General features: G+C 63.1%; 21 protein-coding genes. 14 read left to right on the top strand and 7 right to left on the bottom strand.

The annotated features are described in order from the left end of the window. Window positions 1–27: 27 nt before the first annotated feature. A complete protein-coding gene (locus tag CAY82_RS06405; RefSeq protein ID WP_087500540.1) occupies window positions 28–483 on the bottom strand; it encodes a DUF721 domain-containing protein in 456 nt (151 codons plus the stop codon). A gap of 390 nt (window positions 484–873) precedes the next feature. Between CAY82_RS06405 and secA the strand changes: the two genes are divergently transcribed. The 4 genes from secA (at window position 874) to CAY82_RS06380 (ending at window position 6740) form a co-directional block, all read left to right on the top strand. Continuing rightward, window positions 874–3609, top strand: a complete 2736-nt coding sequence (gene secA / locus CAY82_RS06395; protein WP_087500431.1) for a preprotein translocase subunit SecA — start codon at window positions 874–876, stop codon at window positions 3607–3609. A 196-nt stretch (window positions 3610–3805) separates the two neighbouring features. Next, window positions 3806–5023, top strand: coding sequence for a bifunctional glutamate N-acetyltransferase/amino-acid acetyltransferase ArgJ (argJ, locus tag CAY82_RS06390; RefSeq protein WP_087500430.1), 1218 nt, complete (start codon window positions 3806–3808; stop codon window positions 5021–5023). 143 nt (window positions 5024–5166) lie between these two features. Further along, entirely contained in the window at window positions 5167–5799 is a 633-nt protein-coding gene (locus CAY82_RS06385; protein WP_087500429.1) for a glutathione S-transferase family protein, read from the top strand. After that, window positions 5796–6740: a Nudix family hydrolase gene (locus CAY82_RS06380; protein ID WP_087500428.1), complete on the top strand. Its 945-nt coding sequence runs from the start codon at window positions 5796–5798 to the stop codon at window positions 6738–6740. The genes CAY82_RS06385 and CAY82_RS06380 overlap by 4 nt, the downstream gene beginning before the upstream one ends. 143 nt (window positions 6741–6883) lie before the next feature. On the opposite strand, the gene CAY82_RS06375 is transcribed toward CAY82_RS06380, so the two are convergent. Genes CAY82_RS06375 through CAY82_RS06365 form a run of 3 tightly spaced genes read right to left on the bottom strand, consistent with a single transcriptional unit; the run spans window position 6884 to window position 10438 of the window. Next, window positions 6884–7450 (bottom strand): cob(I)yrinic acid a,c-diamide adenosyltransferase, encoded by a 567-nt coding sequence (locus CAY82_RS06375; protein ID WP_087500427.1) that lies wholly within the window; start codon window positions 7448–7450, stop codon window positions 6884–6886. A 1-nt stretch (window position 7451) separates the two neighbouring features. Further along, the gene (locus CAY82_RS06370) at window positions 7452–9482 is read right to left on the bottom strand and encodes an ATP-binding protein (RefSeq protein ID WP_087500426.1); all 2031 of its coding nucleotides are present in this window, start codon (window positions 9480–9482) and stop codon (window positions 7452–7454) included. A gap of 38 nt (window positions 9483–9520) precedes the next feature. Next, the gene (locus CAY82_RS06365) at window positions 9521–10438 is read right to left on the bottom strand and encodes a putative 2-dehydropantoate 2-reductase (RefSeq protein WP_087500425.1); all 918 of its coding nucleotides are present in this window, start codon (window positions 10436–10438) and stop codon (window positions 9521–9523) included. 100 nt (window positions 10439–10538) lie between these two features. Here CAY82_RS06365 and CAY82_RS06360 point away from each other — a divergent pair, with 100 nt between their 5' ends. The 3 genes from CAY82_RS06360 (at window position 10539) to CAY82_RS06350 (ending at window position 13395) form a co-directional block, all read left to right on the top strand. Then, window positions 10539–11024 carry a YajQ family cyclic di-GMP-binding protein gene (locus CAY82_RS06360; RefSeq protein ID WP_013974099.1) on the top strand — a complete coding sequence of 162 codons (486 nt, stop codon included), beginning with the start codon at window positions 10539–10541 and terminating at the stop codon, window positions 11022–11024. A gap of 113 nt (window positions 11025–11137) precedes the next feature. Beyond that, the gene (locus CAY82_RS06355; protein ID WP_063913293.1) at window positions 11138–11980 is read left to right on the top strand and encodes a mechanosensitive ion channel family protein; all 843 of its coding nucleotides are present in this window, start codon (window positions 11138–11140) and stop codon (window positions 11978–11980) included. Window positions 11981–12150: 170 nt separating this feature from the next. Further along, on the top strand, window positions 12151–13395 hold the full coding sequence (locus CAY82_RS06350) for an MFS transporter (RefSeq protein ID WP_087500424.1): 1245 nt from the start codon (window positions 12151–12153) through the stop codon (window positions 13393–13395). Window positions 13396–13530: 135 nt separating this feature from the next. Here CAY82_RS06350 and CAY82_RS06345 read toward each other — a convergent pair whose 3' ends face one another. Then, complete coding sequence (locus tag CAY82_RS06345; protein ID WP_087500423.1) at window positions 13531–15078, bottom strand: AmpG family muropeptide MFS transporter; 1548 nt, start codon at window positions 15076–15078, stop codon at window positions 13531–13533. Window positions 15079–15121: 43 nt separating this feature from the next. Then, entirely contained in the window at window positions 15122–15475 is a 354-nt protein-coding gene (locus CAY82_RS06340; protein WP_087500422.1) for an MGMT family protein, read from the bottom strand. Window positions 15476–15641: 166 nt separating this feature from the next. On the opposite strand from CAY82_RS06340, the gene CAY82_RS06335 reads away from it, so the two are divergent. The 5 genes from CAY82_RS06335 (at window position 15642) to groL (ending at window position 20411) form a co-directional block, all read left to right on the top strand. Beyond that, entirely contained in the window at window positions 15642–16652 is a 1011-nt protein-coding gene (locus CAY82_RS06335; RefSeq protein ID WP_087500421.1) for a DUF481 domain-containing protein, read from the top strand. Between the two features lie 181 nt (window positions 16653–16833). Then, complete coding sequence (locus CAY82_RS06330; RefSeq protein ID WP_087500420.1) at window positions 16834–17565, top strand: HugZ family protein; 732 nt, start codon at window positions 16834–16836, stop codon at window positions 17563–17565. A gap of 67 nt (window positions 17566–17632) precedes the next feature. Next, window positions 17633–18094 (top strand): FxsA family protein, encoded by a 462-nt coding sequence (locus CAY82_RS06325; protein ID WP_087500419.1) that lies wholly within the window; start codon window positions 17633–17635, stop codon window positions 18092–18094. A 334-nt stretch (window positions 18095–18428) separates the two neighbouring features. Further along, window positions 18429–18722: a co-chaperone GroES gene (locus tag CAY82_RS06320; RefSeq protein ID WP_003260750.1), complete on the top strand. Its 294-nt coding sequence runs from the start codon at window positions 18429–18431 to the stop codon at window positions 18720–18722. A gap of 48 nt (window positions 18723–18770) precedes the next feature. Continuing rightward, on the top strand, window positions 18771–20411 hold the full coding sequence (groL, locus tag CAY82_RS06315) for a chaperonin GroEL (RefSeq protein ID WP_087500418.1): 1641 nt from the start codon (window positions 18771–18773) through the stop codon (window positions 20409–20411). Between the two features lie 376 nt (window positions 20412–20787). On the opposite strand, the gene CAY82_RS06310 is transcribed toward groL, so the two are convergent. Beyond that, window positions 20788–21516: a phosphatase PAP2 family protein gene (locus tag CAY82_RS06310; RefSeq protein ID WP_087500417.1), complete on the bottom strand. Its 729-nt coding sequence runs from the start codon at window positions 21514–21516 to the stop codon at window positions 20788–20790. 183 nt (window positions 21517–21699) lie between these two features. Between CAY82_RS06310 and colR the strand changes: the two genes are divergently transcribed. Together colR and CAY82_RS06300 are read left to right on the top strand one after the other, a co-directional pair. After that, window positions 21700–22383, top strand: a complete 684-nt coding sequence (gene colR, locus CAY82_RS06305; RefSeq protein WP_003255215.1) for a two-component system response regulator ColR — start codon at window positions 21700–21702, stop codon at window positions 22381–22383. Continuing rightward, on the top strand, window positions 22373–23692 hold the full coding sequence (locus CAY82_RS06300; RefSeq protein ID WP_087500416.1) for a HAMP domain-containing sensor histidine kinase: 1320 nt from the start codon (window positions 22373–22375) through the stop codon (window positions 23690–23692). The genes colR and CAY82_RS06300 overlap by 11 nt, the downstream gene beginning before the upstream one ends. Window positions 23693–23769 lie beyond the last annotated feature (77 nt).

Raw genomic sequence — 23769 nt, 5'->3', positions numbered from 1 at the left:
ATTGAGGCCACCTTCGGGTGGCCTTTTTTATGGTTTGTCCTGGGCGTGGGCCGCCAATCGTTCCAGTGCTGCGCGCAGCTTGGGGTCAGTGATGCCATCGGCGGTGTCGCGCAGGCTTTCGGCGGCGCTGCGGGACAATTCGGCAGCATGCCCGCCGCGCTTGGCCGGCACCAGCGGCGGCTGCACCTTGTACAGGATACGCCTGAGGTTGCCGAAGGCTTCCATGGCCTGTAATGCTGCCAGCAAGCGTTTCTGCTGATAGCGCAGGCGGGTGGCCCAGTGGCCGTCGGTTACCACCAGCAACAATGTGCCATCGCGCCACGACGCCACATGGCAGTGCTCGCGGGCGGCCGGTTGCAGCTGGCTTTCCAGCAGACGCTGCAGGTGCTCCAGGCGTTCGGCCTGGTTCAGCAGCAGGCGCAGCGGGCGGACCTGGCGGAGCAGGGCCGAGGGCGGCTGGGCGGGGGAGGGTTTGTAGGCCATGGGGGTACGCATGAGGTTACATGGTCCGCAGTCTAACATCTCTATAGCCTGTACTGGCCTCTTCGCGGGTGAACCCGCTCCCACAGGTACGGCACTGCCCTTGATGTGTAGGTGATCCTGTGGGGGCGGGTTTACCCGCGAAGAGGCCGGCGCAGATAACAAAAGACAAGACTCATTCTCGATACGTTTCATCTTCCCGAACCTTGAACTCAGGGAAAATGCCCCTATCTAAATCAGGCCCCCGCCAAAACGCTGTACAAGCATCGTGGAAATCCACCACTTTCCTCTCCATCGTTTCCGGGTAGAATGCTCGTTCGCATGCGGCCTCAGGGCTGCACGGGCGACTCATGGGGCCGCCCTCCATCCCTACGTGTGGAAGATCCTGCCGATATGTTTGCGCCTTTGTTAAAAAAACTTTTTGGAAGCAAGAACGAGCGTGAAGTTAAACGCATGCTCAAGACGGTGAACATCGTCAATGCTCTCGAAGAGAAGATGGTGGCCCTCTCCGACGAGCAACTGCGGGGCAAGACCGCAGAGTTCAAGGAACGCCTGGCCAAAGGCGAGACACTGGACCAGTTGCTGCCTGAAGCCTTCGCCGTGGCCCGTGAGGCCGGCAAGCGCGTGATGGGCATGCGCCACTTCGACGTGCAGCTGATCGGTGGCATGACCCTGCACGAGGGCATGATCGCAGAAATGCGTACTGGTGAAGGCAAGACCTTGGTCGGTACCCTGGCCGTGTACCTCAACGCACTGTCTGGCAAGGGCGTGCACGTGGTCACCGTCAACGATTACCTGGCCCGCCGTGACGCCAACTGGATGCGCCCGCTGTACGAGTTCCTTGGCCTGTCGGTCGGCATCGTCTCGGCCTTCCAGCCGCCGGAAGAAAAGCGCGCCGCCTACGCATCCGACATCACCTACGGCACCAACAACGAATTCGGTTTCGACTACCTGCGCGACAACATGGCGTTCAGCCAGGAGGAGAAGTTCCAGCGTGAACTGAACTTCGCCGTGATCGACGAAGTCGACTCCATCCTCATCGACGAAGCGCGTACTCCGCTGATCATCTCCGGCCAGGCCGAGGACAGCTCCAAGCTGTACATCGAGATCAACCGCCTGATCCCGCGCCTGAAGCAGCACATCGAGGAAGTGGAAGGCCAGGTCACCCAGGAAGGCCACTTCACCATCGACGAGAAGAGCCGTCAGGTCGAGCTGAACGAAGCCGGTCACCAGTACATCGAGGAAATGCTCACCCAATCCGGCCTGCTGGCCGAGGGCGAGAGCCTGTACTCGGCGCACAACCTGAGCCTGCTGACCCACGTCTACGCCGGCCTGCGGGCGCACAAACTGTTCCACCGCAACGTCGAGTACATTGTCCAGGACGGCCAGGTACTGCTGATCGACGAACACACGGGCCGTACCATGCCCGGCCGTCGCCTGTCCGAAGGCCTGCATCAGGCCATCGAGGCGAAAGAAAACCTGAACATCCAGGCCGAGAGCCAGACCCTGGCATCGACCACCTTCCAGAACTACTTCCGCCTGTACACCAAGCTGTCCGGCATGACCGGTACTGCCGACACCGAAGCGTTCGAGTTCGCCCAGATCTACGCCCTCAACGTGATGGTCATTCCGCCGAACAAGCCGTTGGCGCGCAAGGACTTCAACGACCTGGTGTACCTGACCGCCGACGAGAAATACGCCGCGATCATCGCCGACATCAAGGAAAGCATGAAGCAGGGCCGCCCGGTGCTGGTAGGTACGGCGACCATCGAAACGTCGGAGCACATGTCCAACCTCCTGAAAAAGGAAGGTATCGACCACAAGGTGCTCAACGCCAAGTACCACGAGAAGGAAGCCGAGATCATCGCCCAGGCGGGTGCGCCAGGCGCGCTGACCATCGCCACCAACATGGCCGGCCGTGGTACCGACATTCTGCTGGGCGGTAACTGGGAGGCCGAAGTGGCGGCCCTGGAAAGCCCCACCGCCGAGCAGATTGCCCAGATCAAGGCCGACTGGCAGAAGCGTCACCAGCAAGTGATCGAGTCGGGTGGCCTGCACGTGATCGCTTCCGAGCGCCACGAATCGCGCCGTATCGACAACCAACTGCGTGGCCGCTCCGGCCGTCAGGGTGACCCGGGTTCCAGCCGCTTCTATCTGTCGCTGGAAGACAGCCTGATGCGTATCTTCGCCTCTGACCGGGTGAAGAACTTCATGAAGGCGCTGGGCATGCAGTCGGGCGAGGCCATCGAGCACCGCATGGTCACCAACGCCATCGAGAAGGCCCAGCGCAAGGTCGAAGGCCGCAACTTCGACATCCGTAAACAATTGCTCGAATACGACGACGTGGCCAACGAGCAGCGCAAGGTGATCTACCACATGCGCAACAGCCTGCTGGCCGCCGAGAACATCGGCGAAACCATCGTCGAATTCCGCAAGGAAGTACTGGACGCTACCATCAGCCAGCACATTCCGCCGCAGTCGCTGCCCGAGCAGTGGGACGTGGCCGGTCTGGAAGCTTCGCTGGCCAGCGATTTCGCCATGAAACTGCCGATCCAGCAGTGGCTCGACGAGGACGATCACCTCTACGAAGAGACCCTGCGCGAGAAGCTGCTGAACGAGATCACCAGCGCCTACACCGAGAAGGAAGACCAGGCCGGTATCGAAGCCCTGCGTACCTTCGAGAAGCAGATCCTGCTGCGTGTGCTGGACGACCTGTGGAAAGACCACCTGTCGACCATGGACCACCTGCGTCACGGTATTCACCTGCGTGGTTATGCGCAGAAGAACCCGAAGCAGGAGTACAAGCGCGAATCCTTCAGCCTGTTCCAGGAACTGCTCGAGTCGATCAAGCGCGACACCATTCGTGTGTTGTCGCACGTTCAGGTGCGCCGCGAAGACCCGGCCGAAGAGGAAGCCCGCCTGCGTCGCGAGGCCGAGGAACTGGCCAGCCGCATGCAGTTCCAGCACGCCGCTGCTCCGGGGCTGGAAAGCGAGCAGCTGAGCGAGGAGGGTGCTGAAGTGGCCGTCGCCTCGGCACCGGTGCGCAACGAGCAGAAGCTGGGCCGCAACGAGCCGTGCTGGTGTGGTTCGGGCAAGAAGTTCAAGCATTGCCACGGGCAGATCGAGTGATCTGACCAGGCTGTTGTAACCTGAAACATCCGGGGCCGCTTTGCGGCCCATTCGCGGCACAAGGCCGCTCCTACAGGGACCGCGCCAGCCCCAATGGTTGCGATGTCCTTGTAGGAGCGGCCTTGTGCCGCGAATGGGGCGCGAAGCGGCCCCGCTCTTCCATCACCTGTTCACCGTATTTTCTAGGAGCGCTCTAATGGCTGTTGGTCTTGGTCCTTTGCCCACCCTGCACCCGGTTCCGGGTTTTGAACTCGGTATCGCTTCTGCCGGCATCAAGCGCCCGGGGCGCAAGGATGTGGTGGTCATGCGCTGTGCCGAAGGCTCCAGCGTGGCGGGCGTGTTCACCCTCAATGCCTTCTGCGCAGCGCCGGTGATCCTGTCCAAGCAGCGTGTGCAGGGCACCGTGCGCTACCTGCTGACCAATACCGGTAACGCCAACGCCGGCACCGGCGCGCCAGGCCTGGCCGCCGCCGAGCGCACCTGCGCCAAGCTGGCCGAACTGGCCGGCGTACCGGCCGAGTCGGTACTGCCGTTCTCCACTGGCGTAATCGGCGAGCCGCTGCCGGTCGAGAAGATCGAAGGCGCGCTGCAGGCTGCCCTGGATAACCTGTCGGAAAACCACTGGGCCGAAGCCGCCACCGGCATCATGACCACCGACACCCTGCCCAAGGGTGCCAGCCGCCAGTTCCAGCACGATGGCGTGACCGTTACCGTCACCGGCATCAGCAAGGGTGCAGGCATGATCCGCCCGAACATGGCCACCATGCTCGGCTACATCGCCACCGACGCCAAGGTGGCACCAAAGGTGCTCAAGGACCTGATGCTGGACGGCGCCAACAAGTCGTTCAACCGCATCACCATCGATGGCGACACCTCGACCAACGACTGCTGCATGCTGATCGCCACCGGCAAGGCCAATCTGCCGGAAGTCACCGAAGCCAGCGGCCCGCTGTTCGAAGCGTTGAAGAAGGCGGTGTTCGAAGTTTGCATGGAAGTGGCCCAGGCCATCGTCCGTGACGGCGAAGGCGCTACCAAGTTCGTTACCGTGCAGGTCAATGGCGGTGGCAACCACCAGGAGTGCCTGGACGTCGGCTACGCCGTGGCCCACTCGCCGCTGATCAAGACTGCGCTGTTCGCCTCCGACCCGAACTGGGGCCGTATCCTCGCCGCCGTTGGCCGTGCTGGTGTACCGGAGCTGGATGTGAGCCTGATCGATGTGTACCTGGACAGCGTGTGCATTGCCAGCAAAGGCGGCCGCAGCCCGAGCTACACCGAAGACCAGGGCGCCAAGGTCATGGCCCAGGAAGAGATCACCATCCGTATCGAACTGGGCCGTGGCCAGTGCAGCGAAACCATCTGGACTACCGACCTGTCCCACGAGTACGTGAAGATCAACGCCGAGTACCGTACCTGATGTAATTGGGGCCGCTTTGCGGCCCTTTCGCGACACAAGGCCGCTCCCACAAGGTCCAGCGTACACCGCCCCATGTGGGAGCGGCCTTGCGTCGCGATGGGCTGCAAGGCAGCCCCAAAATTCCCAAACGATGGAGCCGAACCATGAGCTATCACCTGATCATCGGCGACAAGCTGTATTCCTCCTGGTCGCTGCGTGGCGCCCTGGCCCTCGAGCTGGCTGGCGTGCCTTACGAAGAAACCCTGATCAAACTCAACCAGCCTGACACCCGACAGCGCATCCTCGCCTTCTCTGCCACCGGCAAGGTACCGCTGCTCAAGACCGGGCACGGTGTGATCGCCGACTCCTTGGCCATCGCCGAATATCTCAACGAACAGCACCCCGAAGCCCAGCTATGGCCTGCCGACGTAGCGGCCCGTGCCCAGGCGCGTTCGGCCTGCGCACAAATGCACAGTGGCTTCCTCGCACTGCGCGGCGCCATGCCGTTCGACCTGTCGCGTGATCAGGCGCTGGACAGCGTGCCGCTGGAGGTACAAATCGATATAGACCGTATCGTTGCGCTGTGGTCCGAATGCCGTCTGGTGGCCAAGGACAGTGGCCCGTTCCTGTTCGGCAAGCCGAGCCTGGCCGATGCCTTCTTCGCCCCGGTGGCTGTGCGCCTGCGCACCTACCGCGTCGAAGTGCCTGCGGAGGCGGCGGCCTATATCGAAACCATTTACCGGTGGCCGGCCTTCCAGGCCTGGCAGCGGGCTGGTCTGACGGAGCGTGAAGGGTGAAACGGATTCATGTTGTAGCCGCTGTCATTCGCGGTGCTGATGGCCGCATTCTGATCGCACGCCGTGCCGATACCCAGCACCAGGGCGGCCTGTGGGAATTCCCGGGCGGCAAGGTGGAAGAGGGTGAGGGCGTCGAGGCAGCGCTGGCCCGCGAACTGCGTGAGGAGCTGGGCATCGAGGTAAGCCGTTCGCGCGCGTTGATCAAGGTCAGCCACGACTATCCGGACAAGCAGGTGCTGCTGGATGTGCGCGAAGTCGAGGCATTCACCGGCGAGCCGCATGGCGCCGAGGGCCAGCCGCTGGAATGGGTTGCCCCCCGCGATTTGCCCCAGTACGAATTCCCCGAGGCCAATAAACCGATCGTTGCGGCCGCGCGCCTGCCAGACCAGTACCTGATCACCCCAGATGGCCTGGAAGTGCCGCAGATGCTCAAGGGCATCCAGAAGGCGGTGGCCAGCGGCATTCGCCTGATCCAGTTGCGTGCCCCGGACATGTATGACCCCAAGTACCGCGATGTGGCGGTGGATGCGGTCGGCCTGTGCGCGGGCAAGGCGCAGCTGATGCTCAAGGGGCCGTTGGAGTGGCTGGGTGACTTCCCTGCCGCCGGTTGGCACCTGACGGCTGCACAACTGCGCAAGTATGCCGCCAACGGCCGGCCGTTCCCCAAGGAGCGCTGGCTGGCGGCGTCCTGCCACAGTGCCGAAGAGCTGGCGCTGGCGGAGCAGATGGGCGTGGACTTTGTCACCTTGTCGCCGGTGCAGGCGACCCGGACCCACCCCGAGGCGGTGCCGTTGGGGTGGGATGAGGCGCAGCGGTTGATTGCCGGGTTCAACAAGCCGGTCTACCTGCTGGGTGGGGTAGGGCCGGGCGAGCGTGAACAGGCCTGGGAAGCGGGGGCGCAGGGTGTTGCCGGCATCCGGGCGTTCTGGCCCGAGATCTGAGTCGCCTGTAATTGGGGCCGCTTTGCGCCCCTTCGCGACACAAGGCCGCTCCTACAAAGGAATCGCGTAATCCTGAATGAATCGCGAACCCCCTGTAGGAGCGGCCTTGTGTCGCGACGGGCTGCAAAGCAGCCCCAGAAATATCAGCCTTTTGGTTTCTCAGCAGGCTGCCACAAAACCTCAGCCACCCCTTGCCGCCGCCCAATGATCCGGGCCGCCACGAACAGCAGATCCGAAAGCCGGTTGATATACGCCAACCCAACCCCCGCCAACGGCTCCAGCGCATTCAGCTGCTGACACCGCCGCTCCGCACTGCGCGCCAGGCTCCGGCACACATGCGCCTGCGCCACCAGCGCCGAGCCACTGGGCAAGATGAAGTTCTTCAACGGCCCCAGCTCTTCATTCCACACATCGATCGCCGCTTCCAGGCGTTCCACTTCCGCCAGGTTCAACGCCTGATAACTGGGCATCGCCAATTCACCGCCCAGGTCGAACAGGCGGTGCTGACACGGCGCCAACACTGTGCTCACTTCATCCAACCCTTGTTCGGCCAGCCCCGCCAGCAACAAACCCAGCTGGCTGTTCAAGCTGTCCACCTCGCCAATCGCTTCGATCCGTGGGTGGTCCTTGGGCACCCGGCGCCCGTCGCCCAGGCCGGTTTCGCCTTTGTCGCCGGTGCGGGTGTAGATCTTCGACAGACGGTAGCCCATGTCACTTCTCCGTTTTGGCCGGCGCCGCCGTTGCCGGCTGGCCGAGGGGCAGGCGCAGGGTGAAGCAGGTGCCCTGGCCGGGCGTGGACTGCACTTCCATCTGCCCCTTGTGGTTGTTGGTGATGATGAAGTACGAGACCGACAGGCCCAGGCCGGTGCCCTGGCCGATTTCCTTGGTGGTGAAGAACGGCTCGAAGGTGCGTTTGCGCACCCCCTCGGGCATGCCGACGCCGTTGTCCTCGACCTGGATTTCTGCCCATGGCGGGTTCAAGCGGGTGCGCAGGGTGATGCGCCCAGGCTCGCTCGGCTGAGGTCGCTGGTGGATGGCCTGGGCGGCGTTTTTCAGCAGGTTGAGCAGCACCTGCTCCAGTTCGTTGGCGGTGCACGGTACCGGCCCCAGCTCGGGGTCGAACTGACGCACGATGGCTTGGCCCTTGAAGTCGAAGCCGATGGCCAGGTCGAAGTCGTTGCTGGCAATCTCCACTGCCTGGTCGATCAGCGCCGGCAGGTCGCACGGCGCCAGCTGCCGGTTGCTGCGGCGGCTGAAGCTGAGCATGTGGGTGACGATCTTCGCTGCCCGGGCACCGGCCTGCTGGATGCCGTCGAGCAATTGCGGCACTTCGCGGCTTTCCAGATAGCGGTTGACCATGGGCAGGTCGATGCCCAGTTCTTCGGCCTGCTCCAGGTTGCGCGGCAGCTCTGGTGACAGGCGCCGGCGAATGTTCTGCACGTTATGCAGGATCGCACCCAGCGGGTTGTTGATCTCATGGGCCATGCCGGCGGCCAGGCCGCCAACCGAAAGCATCTTCTCGGATTGCACCATCATTTCTTCCAGTGACAGGCGCTGGGTGATGTCGTCGATGCGGATGACCACGCCACGGCCGCCGCCACCGGTCAGCGGGTAGAAGGTCAGGGCGTAGTGGCGCAGGTCGTCGCCCTTGGGCCAGGTGACCCGCTCGATCTTCGCCACCCGGTGTTTTTCCACGGTCTCCTTCAACTGCGGCAAGAACGGCTTGAGCGGTTCGAAGGCGATGAAGATCGGCTGGTTCAGCGCTTCGTCCAGTGGCGTGCCGGAAAGCACCGTGGCTTCGTGGTTCCATTGGGTCACGTAGAGCTGTTCGTCGAGGGCGATCAGCGCCGAGGGCATCGAGTCGATAATGCTGTTGAGGTAGTTCTGGAAGCCGGTGAGCTTTTTCTCGATCTTGCTGCGCACCTGGACTTCCAGCTCCAGCTTGCGGTTGGTGTGGCGGGTTTCCTCGGCCAGGCCCTGGGCCTGGTCATAGGCTTCCTGGAATTCGTCGCGGGTGCGCTTGAGTTGCTGTTCGCGGGCTTCGATGCGCGAGAGCATGGTGTTGAACGCTTCGGCCAGGCTGCCGATTTCGTCGTCGTTGCCTCGCTGGGCACGCAGGGCATAGCTCTCTTCGCGGGTGACCTGGCGGCTGAGCTCTTCGAGCTGGTTGATCGGCTGGGTGATCAGGCGTTTGATCTGTCGGGCGATGACGATCCACAACAGGATGCTGAACACCAGGATGCCCAGGCTGGCGCTGAGGGTACCGGTGTAGAAAGCCGTGGGCAATTCGCTGCTTGCCACCAGCAGCAGGTGCGCCGGCGGGTTGGCGTCACGTGGCATGCGGATCAGCTGGGTGCTGCGAAACTCCATCAGGCGCCAGCCGTCGATGTCGCGAAAACGCCTGGGCAGGGCCAGCGGCTCGCCGTGCTGCAGCTGCGCCAGTATACGGCCATCACCACCGTAGACGGCGGCGGCGCGCAGCGGCGTGTAGCTGTCCAGTTCCTTGAGCAGGGCGCTGGCGGTGTCCGGGGTGTCGCCGGCGCGGGCCGCCAGCTGCGGGTTGGCCACCAGTCGGCCGATGGTGTGCAGCGCCTGTGGCGCCATGCTTTCCTGGGTGATCCAGTATGCGGCGCTGATGAAGGTGAGGTTGGCCACCAGCAGGATGGTCACCAGCAACACCAGCAGGGCCGCCAGCAGCTTCTGCCCGACCGGGAGGTTTTCCAGGCGTTGGCGCAAGGTCATGGGCTAGGCAATGTCCGTATCCGGTTGAAAGGGCCGCGTCAGTCGCAGGGCAAACCACGCACGCGCAGGTTATCGACCAGGCGCTGCAGCAGGCGTTCCAGCTCTGGCAGCTGCAGGCCATGACGGCCAGCGGCGCGACAGGCGTGGCCAAGCAGGTAGTGCACCTCGGTGCGCCGGCCAGCGCGTACGTCCTGGTACATGGAAGAGTAGTTGGCCGCGGTGGCTAGGATCACCCGCTGTACTTCTTCGTCCAGCCCGTCTGCCGCTTCTGGCTGGCCACAATGGTGCAGCAGCTGGGACAGCTCGACGCACAGGGCATCCACTTCATCCAGGTGCCCCAGCAGCCCGCCGTTCTGGCAGTCATGCAGCACGGTCAGCGGGTTGATGGCGCAGTTGAGCGCCAGCTTGCGCCACAGGCGAGTGAGGATATCCACCGTCCACTCGGCGGGGATGCCGCCCTCGTGCAGGTCATCGAACCAGGTCGGGATGGTCGGGTTGCGTGGGTCGCCCAGCCAGTTGAAGCCGTGGCCGGCAAAGCGTACCTGCCAGTCACCCTCGCGGAACGCCCCTTCGGTACTGGAGGCGAAGATGCAGCGCACGTGGGGCACCAGGTCGGCGACTTCGTCCTGGCTGCCCAGGCCGTTCTGCAGCAGCACCACTTCGGCGCCCTCGGCCAGGCGCGCTGCCACGCCGGCAATGGCCGGTGCAGCGTCGTAGGCCTTGCAGGCCACCAGCAGACGGTGGATCGGGCCGTGTGCCTGCGCGGTTTCGGCGGGGATGGCGTAGTGGTGGGGCTGGTCCTGTTCGACCAGGGTAAGGCCGCCGGCCTGCTGGTAGGCCTGCAGCCGTTGCCCGTCACGCAGGATCAGGCGCACTGCCTTGCCGGCGCGCGCCAGGCGGCAAGCCCACAGGCTGCCCAGGCTACCGGCGCCGAGAATATGCCAGGTGCTGCTCATATGCGTTTCGCAACCCGTTATAATGAGCCCGCATTTTAACCGTCAAACCCGGCGCGCTCCATCTTCAGGCTGAGCGCGCTTTTATTTTGGGAGAACAACCATGCCTTCGTTCGACGTGGTATCGGAACTGGACAAGCACGAAGTGCAGAACGCGGTCGACAACGCCATCAAGGACCTGGACCGTCGCTACGACCTCAAGGGCAAGGGTACTTTCGAGTTCAAGGACAAAGAGCAGACTGTGATGCTCACCGCCGAGGAAGAGTTCCAGCTCGAAGCGATGCTGGAAATCCTGCGCCTTGCGCTGGTCAAGCGCAAGATCGACGTGAAGTGCCTGGAAACCAAGGACCCGTACGCCTCGGGCAAGGAAAAGAAACAGGAAGCCAAGTTCCGCGAAGGCATCGACAAGGACCTGGCGAAGAAGATTGTCGCCACCATCAAGGATGCCAAGCTGAAAGTGCAGGCCGCCATTCAGGGCGAGCAGGTACGCGTTACCGGCAAGAAGCGTGACGACCTGCAGGAAGCCATTGCCCTGCTGCGTACCAAGGAATTCGACATGCCGTTGCAGTTCAACAACTTCCGCGACTGATCGCAGGGTTGTCCGGAACCCCGATGGCGTAATGATGTCCATGGGGGCCATGGCCGCCGAACCGACGGCGGCCTGCTATACGTGTGCATGCCCTTCGGCATCAGGAGATGAATATGGATTTGAGCGCTGAAGTCGATCAACTGGTCCGCCAATCGCAGACCTGGGTCCCCTTGATCATGGAATACGGCAGCCGTCTGCTGCTGGCCCTGCTGACCTTGGCGATCGGCTGGTGGCTTACCAACGTGGTCAGTGATCGACTCGCCAGGCTGGTGGGTTTGCGCGTACAAGACCCGGCATTGCAGGGCTTCATCCGTACCCTGGCTAACATAATCCTCAAGGTCATGCTGGCGATCAGCGTTGCCTCGATGATCGGCATTGAGACCACTTCGTTCGTGGCCGCGATTGGTGGTGCCACGCTGGCCATCGGTCTGGCGTTGCAGGGCAGCCTGGCAAACTTCGCCGGTGGTGTGCTGATCCTGCTATTCCGCCCGTTCCGCATCGGCGACTGGATCGAGGCGCAAGGCGTGGCCGGTACCGTCGACAGCATCCAGATCTTCCACACCGTGGTGCGTACCGGTGACAACAAGACCGTGATCATGCCCAACGGCAGCCTGTCCAACGGCATCATCACCAACACCAACCGCCAGCCGACGCGCAAGGTGGTGTTCGACGTGGGCGTGGACTACGAGGCCGACCTGCAGAAGGCCCGCAATGTATTGCTGGAGCTGGCGCAGGACCCGCGTGTGCTGCCTGACCCGGCGCCGCAGGCGGTGGTCGCGACCCTGGGCGACAGTTCGATCACCGTGTCGTTGCGCTTGTGGACCAAGACTGCCGATTACTGGGATGTGATGTTCATGCTCAACGAGCATGCGCGTGACCGGTTGAAGGCCGAAGGGATCGACATTCCGTTCCCGCAGCGGGTGATTCGCGTGGTGCAGGAGACTGCAGCGCAGTAATACCGCGTTGTCATTGATCGGGGCCGCTTCGCACCCCTTCGCGCCGAACCGCCGCGAAGGGTCGCAAAGCGGCCCTGGCTTTTTGTGCCCGGGATTACACTTGTTCACAGCAATACCCTGCCATTTCTGGCATATAACCTGGCCCCACCTGCCACACCCGATACGCCATCATGAAACCACTGCTGTACATTACCCCCCTGCGCGCCTTGCTATTCGGCCTGACCCTGGCCCTGTTCGAGCTGCTCACCTACCTGGCCAGCGACGCCGTCATGCCGGCCATGCCGGTGGTGGTCGGCGATCTGAACGCCAGCCCCGAATACATTCCCCACGCCCTCAACCTGTACCTGCTGGGGGGCGTGGTGCTGCAATGGCTGATCGGCCCGCTGGCCGACCGCTATGGCCGGCGCCCGTTGCTGCTGATTGGTTGCGCGTTCTTCGGCCTGGCCTGCATGGCCACCTTCTGGGTCCACGACATTGGCCTGTTCAACTTGCTGCGCCTGCTGCAGGGCATCGGCCTGGGCTTCGTGGTCACGGTCAGCTACCCGGCCCTGAACGAAGCCTTCAGCGAAGCCGACGCCGTGCGCATGATGGCGCTGCTGGCCAATATCGCCTTGCTTTCGCCACTGCTCGGGCCGCTGGTGGGCACCTTGCTGCTGCAGTGGCTGGATTGGCGCTGGCTGTTCGTGGCCTTTGCCATCGGCGCGGTTCTGGCCTGGCTGCTGCTGTACCGGCTGATGCCGGAAACCCTGGGCGTGGAGCGGCGTGACGGCTCGCGCCTGGCGTTCACGCCGATCCACCTGCTGCCGCTGCTGGCCGGTTACGGCCAGTTGCTGGCCAACCGCCGTTTTGTCGCTGGTAGCGCGGCCCTGGGCCTGGTCGGTCTGCCGCTGATCGGCTGGATCGGCCTGTCGCCGGTGCTGCTGATCCACGACGAGGGGCTAAGCACCATGGCGTACGCCTTGTGGCAATTGCCGGTGTTTGGCGGGCTGATCCTTGGCAACCTGATCATCAACCGCATCGCCGACCGCTATCCGCTGCCGGCGCTGGTGCGGGGTGCATTGTGGCCATACCTGGCCGGTCTGTGCCTGATGGTGCTGGCGACCTGGTACTGGCCGAGCGTGACCAGCGTGGTGGCTGGCATGTCGCTGTACGCGCTGGGGTTGGGCGTGGCCAACGCGGTGCTGTATCGCATGACGCTGTTTGCCAGCGAGCAGAGCAAGGGCCTGGTCTCGGCCATGCTGGGGATGATCACCATCGCCTTGCTGGGGCTGGGTGGGGCGGTGCTGGCGATGATCGGTGCCGGGGCCAGTTTGTTGCACTTTGCCCTGGCGGCGGGTGTGGCGGGTGCCTTGGCACTGTGGCCGCTGTGGTTCGTCGTGGGTGGACGGCCTGGGGAAGGAGCTGTTGCTCAGTAATCTTTATTGCCTGTACTGGCCTCTTCGCAGCACAAGGCTGCTCCTACAGGTACACCAGGGCTTTCGGAACCTGTGATGTACCTGTAGGAGCAGCCTTGTGCTACGAAGAGGCCGGTACAAGGTGGTACAAAGCTGTCAGGGCCGCTCGGCCGCTGAACCTTCCTCTGCCACCGGCTTGCCTGGCCCGGCCTCCTGGCGCCACTGCAGGGCAATCAGGATCAGGGTCGGCACGCCCAGCAGGGCAGTGATCAGGAAGAAGTCGTGGTAACCGAACTTCTCCACCATGACTCCCGAATATCCCCCGATCAGCCTTGGCAACAGCAGCATGATCGAGCTGAGCAACGCGTACTGGGTGGCCGAGAACTTCAGGTTGGTCAGGCTAGACAGGTAGGCGACGAAGGCCGAGGTGGCCATGCCGGAGCTGAAGTTGTCCAGCGAGATGGTCACCACCAGCATTTGCAGGTTCGGGCCCATGTCGGCCAGCATCAGGAACAGGATGTTGGTGCCCGCCGAAGCCGCACCACCGATGAACAGGATCGGCATGATGCCGAAGCGCACGATCAGCAGGCCGCCAACCCCGGCGCCGACCAGGGTCATGATCAGGCCGAAGATCTTGCTGACGCTGGCGATCTGGTCCTTGGTGAAGCCCATGTCGATGTAGAACACGTTGGCCATCACGCCCATCACCGTGTCCGACATGCGATAGGTGGCGATCAGACCGAGCAACAGCAGGGCCTGCCAGCGGTAGCGGGCGATGAAATCGTTGACCGGGGTCAGCACCGGAGCCAGGCCGCGGCGGCCCAGGCTCGACAGGCACGCCCAGGTCAGCAGCACGTAGAGGATCAGGCGCAGGAAGGCGCGGTCTTCCAGCAGCAGGTCCAGTGGCGTTGCATCGCCGGAGATGACGCTGGACCAGCCGGTATTGAACATCTGGGTGAAGCTGGCCGGTACCGAGACCAGCAGGATGATCAGCACGAATACCGAGGCCAACTGGTGCACCAGCCCATAGCGCGCTGCCGACAACTGGGTACGCATGGGTACGGGCGGTTCGCGCATGATCAGGGTGGTGAACACCGCGGGTAGCATCATTACCGCGAACATGACGTAGGTGCCGGCCCAGGCCTTGTGCAGGTAGCTGAAGCCGGTGGAGCCGAACCACTCGGCGAAGAACAGGGCGCCAGCCGTGGCCAGCAGGGCCGCCACTCGGTAACCGGCCATGTAGCTGGCGGCGAGCGCGGCCTGGCGCTGGTCGTCGGCGATTTCCAGGCGGTAGGCATCGACGGCGATGTCCTGGGTGGCCGAAGCGAAGGCCACCAGCACCGCCAAGGCGATCAACCATGACAGGTGTTGCTGCGGGTCGCACAGGCTCATGCCGACCAGCCCGATCACCACCAGCGCTTGCGACAGCAACAGCCACGAACGCCGGCGCCCCAGGCTGCCGAGCAGCGGCAGGCGCCATTGGTCGAGCAGCGGCGACCACACCCACTTGAAGGCGTAGGCCAGGCCGATCAGGCTGGCATAACCGATGGTCTCGCGGGCCACGCCCGCTTCGCGCAACCACACCGAAAGGGTGGAGAACACCAGCATGTAGGGCAGACCGGCAGCGAAGCCGAGCAGCAAAAGTACCAAGGTTGACGGGCTGGCATAGGCAGCAAGCGCAGCGCGCCAGGTTTTACGGGGCATGGGCCAACATCTGCCTCAAGTTTACGAAAACAAAGCGCGCACTCTAACCGCTGTGCTCCATCGGGCGCCAGCCATGGCGCGTCATATCCACACGATTGTTGGTTACATTCACACCCTCCGCGCGCAGCCGCGCCCGTTGTTCATCCCCCGACGGGGTACCCAGTGCCAGGCTCAGCCGACCACCTGCGCCGAGCACCCGGTGCCAGGGTAGACGGGTGTCAGCGGGCAGTTGCCCAAGGGTGCGCCCGACCCAGCGTGCTGCCCGCCCAAGCCCCGCCAGCTCGGCCAGCTGGCCATAGCTGACCACCTTGCCGGCCGGCACTTGGCCGAGTACCGAATACAGCGCCGTTCGTCGGCCCTCGGCGGAGTCGAGGGCGTGGTCATATCCATCAGACATCAGGCCCTCCCTGGGCTGCAGATGAAACCGGACCGGCGGTCTGGCAAATGAGAGTTGAACTCAACGGCATGCTCCCGGTCTGTCCTTGCTCTGGTCGTCGTTATCTGGATAATGCCCGGCTTTTTTCGTCAAATCGAACCCGTAGTCTGCAAACAATAGCCCGCTTATGTATTCTAGATCCTTGTTGTGCCTGCTTGCTGTTTCCCTGTGCGCCTCTCCGGTGTTCGCCGACACCGTGTGGATGAAGAACGGTGACCGGCTCAGCGGCAAGATCAAAGTCTTCGACGGTGGCAAGCTGCTGCTGGAAACTCCCTATGGTGGTTCCATCGCCCTGGACTGGAAAGAAGTCCAGACCCTGGAGAGCGACCAGGAGATGCTGGTCAAGCAGGACGCCTACAGCGGTGAGCGGGCCAAGTCGCTGAAGGCCGCCGAGCCCGGCAAGGTGACCTTGGCCAATGGCGAGGCGCCGAAGACCGTGGAGCTGGCCAGCATCGAGCAGATCATGAAGCCCAAGCCGCTGGTCGAGGACTTCGTGTGGAAGGGCAACGTCGACGTGGCGCTGGACTACAAGCGCGCCGAGAACGACACCGACGACTACGACGTCGGCTTCAAGACCAGCGCCCGCCACGGCCGTTGGCGGCACAACGCCGAAGGCGAATACAACCGCGAGACCAAGGACGACGTCACCACCACCGACAACTGGAGTGCCGAGTACGCCCTGGACCGCTTCCTCACCGAGAAGTGGTTCTGGCAGGGGCGCATGGAGTACAAGCGCGACCGCATCGAAGACCTGGCCCGGCAGCGCACCGTGGGTACCGGCCCGGGTTACCAGTTCTGGGACAACGAGTTGGGCGCGTTCTCGCTGGGTTCGCTGATCAACCGTACCGACTTCGAATACCAGGATGGTTCCAAGGACAACTTCTATTCCGCAGCGGTGAAGTGGGACTACACCCGCTACCTGATTGGCAAGAACGTGCAGCTGTTCACCAATGGCGAGTTCGCCAAGCCACTGGGTGGCGTAGCCGACTACGCGCTGGATGCCGAGGTTGGCCTGCGTTACAAGGTCACCGAGTGGGCCTCGCTCAACCTCAAGGCGGAGAAGGACATCATCACCGGTACCCGAGAGAGTGACCTGGACAAGACCCGCTATACAGCGGGCTTCGGCGTTACCTGGTAAACCGCCGGGGGCGCGTTGCGCCCCTTTCGCGACACAAGGCCGCTCCCACAAAGGCAAGATGTACATCGGTCCATGTGGGAGCGGCCTTGTGTCGCGATGGGCTGCAAAGCAGCCCCATTGGCACTGGATCTGATAATGCTTATCTTGTCCCATCCAGCCCGATATCAGGAGCCGCCCGCAAGTGAGTACTAACGCCATCCGTCCCGCCCGGGAGCTGCTGCTGAAGGAATACCGCGGCGTGCTTTCGACCCATTCCAAGTCGATGCCCGGCTACCCCTTCGGCTCGGTGGTGCCGTACTGCCTGGACGCCCAGGGCAACCCGCTGATCCTCATCAGCCGCATCGCCCAGCACACCCACAACCTGCAGAAAGACCCCAAGTGCTCGCTGCTGGTGGGTGAGCGCGAAGCCGAGGACGTACAGGCCGTGGGGCGCCTGACGGTGATGGCCGAGGCGCACAAGCTGGTGGAGGCGGCCGCCATCGAGGCCTCCGCCGAGCGCTACTACCGCTATTTCCCGGACGCAGCCGACTACCACAAGGCCCACGACTTCGACTTCTGGGTGCTGCAGCCGGTGCGCCACCGCTACATCGGCGGCTTCGGCGCCATCCACTGGCTCGACCAGGTGACCCTGGCCAACCCGTTCGCCGGCAAGGCCGAGGCGAGCATGGTCGAGCACATGAACAATGACCACGTCAACGCCATCGCCCATTATGTGGAACTGACCGATTTGCCACGCCATGCGCCGGCGCAAATGGTCGGGGTGGACAGCGAAGGCATGCACCTGCGTATCGGCCAGGCGGTGTACTGGTTGCCTTTCCCCAGCACTTGCAACACGCCGACACAAGTCCGCGAAGCCCTGGTTTTGCTGGCCCGCGCCGACCAGTGGCCGGTTGCGTCGGAAGTCGAGGGTTGAAAAGCCGGGCGCACGCATCCATTTGTTGGTCTTACAGGAAGGTTCTCTTCCAACGAGGATTGCTTTGATGCGTGCTTTTCTACTGCTGTTTCTCCTGTTTCCCGTGCTGGAGCTGTTCGTCTTTGTGAAGGTCAGTGCCGCCATCGGTTTCTTCCCGGCGCTGCTACTGATCATCGCCGGCTCCGCCCTGGGTGTGCTGGTGATGCGGGTGGCCGGGCTGGCGACTGCACTGCGCGCCCGTGAAAGCCTGCAGCGTGGCGAACTGCCCGCCGAGGACATGTTCCAGGGCATGATGCTGGCCGTTGGCGGTGGCCTGCTGTTGCTGCCAGGTTTCATCAGCGACGTGCTGGGCCTGCTGTGCCTGTTGCCATTCACCCGTCACCTGGCCGCGCGCAAGTTGCGCGAGCGTGCCGAGGCGCAGTCGATGCGCCAGCGTGCGTTCCAGGACGACCCGTTCCAGGCCCGGCCGCGTGAGGGCGGGCACCAGCCGAATGTGATCGAGGGCGAGTACGAGCGCCGCGACAAGTAATACCCGGGGCCGCTTCGCGCCCCTTTCGCGACACAAGGCCGCTCCCACAGGGGACGTATACCTCCTGTGGGAGTGGCCTTGTGTCGCGAAAGGGGCGCGAAGCGGCCCCAGCTTTTTGCGGGATCAAGGCGCTAATGAAAAATTTTCTGCAGCAAGCCTTGTAATTGAATATGGCGGCCTCATGTAGTGGTCACCGCAAGGTTTCTGGTGGCAACACCAGTCATTACTCAGGCGGTTCGCCTAGGGCGAGCGGCCTTCCGGCAACGCCGGAATTGCATCAAACCGCCGGTGTCGACACCGGCCGATGAAAACCACTATTTGGGAGAGATCGACAATGAAGCTTCGTCCTCTGCATGACCGCGTCGTCATCCGTCGCAGCGAAGAAGAATCGAAAACCGCTGGCGGTATCGTCCTGCCGGGTTCGGCCGCTGAAAAACCAAACCGCGGCGAAGTCGTCGCCGTCGGCACCGGTCGTATCCTGGACAACGGCGAAGTTCGCGCGCTGGCCGTGAAAGTGGGTGACAAAGTGGTTTTCGGCCCTTACTCGGGCAGCAACACCGTGAAAGTCGATGGCGAAGACCTGCTGGTCATGGCCGAGAACGAAATCCTCGCCGTTATCGAAGGCTGATTTCCCGACTTCCCGTTACTCCAAAGAAATTCCAAGGATTAAACGATCATGGCTGCTAAAGACGTAAAATTCGGCGATTCCGCTCGTAAGAAAATGCTGGTTGGTGTCAACGTTCTGGCTGACGCGGTAAAAGCGACCCTGGGCCCGAAAGGCCGCAACGTGGTGCTGGCCAAGAGCTTCGGCGCGCCGACCATCACCAAGGACGGCGTTTCCGTCGCCAAGGAAATCGAGCTGAAAGACGCCTTCGAGAACATGGGCGCCCAGCTGGTCAAGGAAGTTGCTTCCAAGGCCAACGACGCTGCTGGTGACGGCACCACCACCGCTACCGTCCTGGCTCAGGCCATCGTCAACGAAGGCCTGAAAGCCGTCGCTGCCGGCATGAACCCGATGGACCTGAAGCGCGGTATCGACAAGGCCACCGCTGCCGTTGTTGCCGAACTGAAGAACCTGTCCAAGCCATGCGCCGACTCCAAGGCCATCGCCCAGGTAGGTACCATCTCCGCCAACTCCGACAACTCCATCGGTGAAATCATCGCCGAAGCCATGGAAAAAGTCGGTAAAGAAGGCGTGATCACCGTTGAAGAAGGCTCGGGCCTGGAAAACGAACTGTCGGTCGTAGAAGGCATGCAGTTCGACCGTGGCTACCTGTCGCCGTACTTCGTCAACAAGCCGGACACCATGGTTGCCGAGCTGGAAGGCCCGCTGCTGCTGCTGGTCGACAAGAAGATCTCCAACATCCGTGAGCTGCTGCCAGTTCTGGAAGCCGTTGCCAAGGCCGGCCGCCCACTGCTGATCGTTGCCGAAGACGTTGAAGGCGAAGCCCTGGCTACCCTGGTAGTCAACAACATGCGCGGCATCGTCAAGGTTGCTGCGGTCAAGGCTCCGGGCTTCGGCGACCGTCGCAAGGCCATGCTGCAGGACATCGCCGTCCTGACTGGCGGCCAGGTCATCTCCGAAGAAATCGGCCTGTCCCTGGAAACCGCTACCCTGGAGCACCTGGGTAACGCCAAGCGCGTCATCCTGTCCAAGGAAAACACCACCATCATCGACGGCGCTGGCGCCGACACCGAGATCGAAGCACGCGTCAAGCAGATCCGCGCCCAGATCGAAGAGACTTCCTCGGACTACGACCGTGAGAAGCTGCAAGAGCGTCTGGCCAAGCTGGCTGGCGGTGTTGCCGTGATCAAGGTCGGTGCCGGCACCGAAGTTGAAATGAAAGAGAAGAAAGCCCGCGTTGAAGACGCCCTGCACGCTACCCGTGCAGCCGTTGAAGAAGGCGTGGTGCCTGGCGGTGGTGTGGCCCTGGTTCGCTCCCTGGCTGCCCTGGCCAACCTCAAAGGCGACAACGAAGACCAGAACGTCGGTATCGCCCTGCTGCGTCGCGCCGTTGAAGCGCCGCTGCGCCAGATCACTGCCAACGCCGGCGACGAGCCAAGCGTGGTTGCTGACAAGGTCAAGCAAGGTTCGGGTAACTTCGGTTACAACGCGGCTACCGGCGAATACGGCGACATGATCGAGATGGGTATCCTGGACCCAGCCAAGGTTACCCGTTCGGCGCTGCAAGCTGCTGCTTCGATCGGCGGTCTGATGATCACCACCGAAGCCATGGTTGCCGACCTGCCGGAAGACAAGCCAGCTGCTGGCATGCCTGACATGGGCGGCATGGGTGGCATGGGCGGCATGATGTAAGCCAGCCTTACCCCCTGCACCATCAAAAAGCCCCGGGTCGCGAGAACCGGGGCTTTTTCTTTTCGGCGTGTTTTGTGTGGCGCCTGTGAGATCGAGCGCCGCCCGCGCGGCGCTTCGCGGGGCAAGCCCGCTCCCACATTTGTTGCAACGTGGCCATGCCTGTGGAAGAGGCGTTGCCAGCCTTGGCACAAGGCTTGAGACAAGTGGGGCTGCAGCAATGCCAACTCAGAAATCCAGTCAACCCAACAAAGCTGACAACCATGGCCTTTCAGGTTCGGTACGTTGCAACAAATGTGGGAGCGGGCTTGCCCCGCGAAGCGCCGCGCGGGCGGCGCTCGGTTTACGCACCACATCTAACTCAAGGCAGGCACCTGGCTCAGGCGACGCTGCGCTCGACGGCGGGCACCTCAGCTACCCCACGCCGATAAAGAACCAGGTAATACGACCCCAATCCGATCAACCAGCAGAACACCGCTGTCCACACGTTGTGCGACAGGAAGTGCGCCCCCTGCATCATCCGTCCCAGTGACAGCACCGACCCGGCCACGAAGGCTACCGTCAACGCCACCCGTGCCAGCCGCGGCTTGCGATCACGCAACATGAAGAACAAACCAAACAGGCAGAACCCGGTCGCGGCATGCCCACCCGGCCAGCACAGCCCGGGCTTGTCGGTCACCGGCCGTGGTTCCAGCAGTTTGCTGTAGGTTTCCTTCCCGCCAAACTGGGTCAGGCTCCACGGGCATTGCACCTGGGTCACTTTCTTCAGCGGCGTGACAAATGCCGTGGACAGGCCCAGCGCAAGCACCAGGCAGCCTAGCTCACGGCGCCAGCCGAACAGGCGCTTCCAGAAGAAGCTGGCAGCAAAGGTCACCAGCGACAATACCCCCAGCAGGATCACCCCCTGCTTGACCCGGTCATGCAGGATGTTCTCCAGCAAATAGCTGTGGCGGCCGATGAACTGCCCGGCAGCAGGGTCGAAGAACAGGTTGGCAATGTCCATGTCGACCGAGGTCAGTTCAAGCAGGATCAAGCCCAGCGCGGTCGCCAGGGGTAGCCCCAGATACAGCCAGAAATTGATCGGGCGAGGTCGGGTTGGTTGCAGCATGACGGCTCCAGGGCGCAAAAAAGATCGGGCATTGTCGGCCGCCCGCTATCCTGTGTCCGTGAAGGATCAGTGAAAAAACCGTCAAGTGCGGTGAATTTTCCCTGGGGCTGGCACCCTGCAGGCATAGGCCTTAAGCTGCGCCTGCCGCGCACCACAGCGAGAAGCGCCGCACAGGAGAAACCGATGCGCATTCTTTTGGTTGAAGACAACCGCGATATCCTGGCCAACCTGGCCGATTACCTCGGCATGAAGGGCTACACCGTCGACTGCGCCCAGGATGGCCTGTCCGGCCTGCACCTGGCTGCCACCGAGCACTATGACCTGATCGTGCTCGACATCATGCTGCCCGGCATCGACGGCTACACCCTGTGCAAGCGCTTGCGCGAAGACGCCCGTCGCGACACGCCGGTGATCATGCTCACCGCCCGCGACCAACTGGACGACCGCCTGCAAGGCTTCCGCTCCGGTGCCGACGATTACTTGCTCAAACCCTTCGCCCTGTCGGAGCTGGCCGCCCGCATCGAAGCGGTGCTGCGCCGGGCACAGGGCGGCGGGCGCCGCACCCTGCAGGTGGCCGACCTCAGCTATGACCTCGATACCCTTGAAGTCACCCGCCAAGGCCGCCTGCTCAAGCTCAACCCGGTTGGCCTCAAGCTGCTGGCAGTGCTGATGCAGAAAAGCCCGCACGTATTGCGCCGTGAAGTGCTGGAAGAAGCCCTGTGGGGCGATGACTGCCCCGACAGCGACAGTCTGCGCAGCCACGTGCACCAGCTGCGCCAGGTGATCGACAAACCGTTCGAAAAACCGCTGCTGCATACCGTCCATGGCGTCGGCTATCGCCTCGCCGAGGGCCGTGATGGAGTTTAAGCAAAGCCTTGCCCAGCGCATCATCATCGCCTTTGCCCTGATGAGCGCGCTGGTGGCCGGGGCCTTCGCCTTCGGTATCGTCGGCACGGTGCACCTGGTCGAAGAGCGGCTGATTTCCTCGGTGCTGGGTGGTGACCTGCAGCGCCTGCTGCGCATGGACAGCGTCAGTGACTGGAGCCACCGGCCACGCCCCGACCAGCTGTTCTATTTCAGCGGCGGGCGTGACGACTTCGAGCTGCCCAAGGACCTGCGCCACCTCGACCGCGGCTTCCACGAGGTATTCCGCGACCAGCTTTCGTACCACGCCATGGTCGAGATCGTCGATGGCCGCCGCTATGTGCTGCTGCAGGACCAGAGCGACTTCGAAGAGCGCGAGCGCGTGCTGTTCGCGGTGGTGGTGGTGGGCTTCGTGCTCAGCCTGGTGCTGGCGGTCATTCTCGGCTGGCTGGTGGCGCGCCGGGTGATGGCGCCGGTGATCCGCCTGGCGCGCCAGGTACGCCACCGTGACCAGTTGCTGGGCCTGGCCCCGCCGCTGGCGCCGGACTATGCCGCGGACGAAGTCGGCCAGTTGGCGGTAGCCTTCGACGATACCCTGGGCCGCCTGCGCGATGCGCTGACCCGCGAACGGTTGTTCACCAGCGACGTCAGCCACGAACTGCGCACGCCCTTGATGGTGCTGGCCACCTCGTGTGAACTGCTGATGGAGAACCCGACGCTGGACGCCCGCTCGCGCAGCCAGGTGGAGCGCGTGGCGCGGGCCACGGAAGAAATGCGCGAACTGGTCAAGACCTTCCTGATGCTGGCCCGGGCACAACGCGACGAGGGTGCAGTGGCTTCGCGGGCCACCCTGAGGGAGGTGGCCGATGAACTTGTCGGTGTCTGGCGCGACACCATCGAGCAGAAGGGCCTGGCCTTGTATTACGATGGCCGTGTCAGTGCCAGCCCGGTGTTGTACAACGCCACCTTCCTGCAGTCGGTGATGGGCAACCTGTTGCGCAATGCTGCGCACTATACCGACAGCGGTTACATTCGCTTGAGCCTGGAAGCCAATGGCTTCAGCGTGGAAGACAGCGGTGTGGGCATTCCTGAAGAGCAGCGCGAAGCGATGTTCAAGCCATTTGTGCGCGGCGATGAGCGGCGTGGCGAGGGCCTTGGGCTGGGCTTGTCGCTGGTGCAGCGGATCTGCGACGACCAGGGTTGGCAGGTGACCCTGACCTCGACCTTGCCGCATGGTTGCCGTTTCCGGGTTGACTTGAGCAATACCGCATCCAAAGGCGACCCGGAAGCGCTGGCTGAGTATCAGTTGTAACGAACCGTCCGGCGCTCAACATTTTTTTCACATCGGCATGACCTGATTCCTACGCTTGCTTACCTAATGTGGGTGGA

The organism is Pseudomonas sp. SID14000 (genome assembly GCF_002165135.1).
In the GTDB taxonomy this organism is placed as follows: Bacteria; Pseudomonadota; Gammaproteobacteria; order Pseudomonadales; family Pseudomonadaceae; genus Aquipseudomonas.
This window is presented reverse-complemented; position numbering and strand designations above follow the sequence as displayed.